This window comes from Polaromonas sp. P1_G2, assembly GCF_056405515.1.
The window spans coordinates 1-434 of sequence record NZ_JBFUBY010001259.1; the positions used below are offsets into that span (position 1 = coordinate 1).

1 protein-coding gene is annotated in these 434 nt (G+C 57.6%); it reads right to left on the reverse strand.

Going from position 1 to position 434, the window contains the following annotated elements:
• Positions 1-70 precede the first annotated feature (70 nt).
• On the reverse strand, positions 71-434 hold a 364-nt coding region (locus AC1D0P_RS30045; protein WP_477680069.1), incomplete at its 5' end, for a hypothetical protein.

Here is a 434-nt window from a genome sequence, read left to right on the forward strand (position 1 = left end):
GAGCGAACTCGGTATGCTTGAATACCTTATCGCCATGGCTGTCGAGGAAGCCCATGCAGATGCAAAAGCTTCAAAGTGAAAGATCGTTGAGCACGGTCTTCATGATTTCCTGCTTCTGCTGCGCCAGGATCATTCGCGTAATCTCATCGACAACCGCGTCATCCTTATGATAGCGGCGCGACTGGCGTAGCGCCTGACGGAAGGTGACTTCCGGAGGAGCCGGGCGCATGCAGACGGCGGCAAAGGATATGCCTGCCGGCGTCAGGATTGTTGCATGCCCGCCGAGAACCGGTTTTGACAGCGGAATCCAGCGAAGCCGGATCATAGACGGCTCCTGATTGCCGCGCTGGTTGACGCCGACAAGATGCAGCCAGCTCAGGCGCTCGACCACAATGCCTTTATGGTCGCCAACCTTGTGCCACCAGATCCGGTCC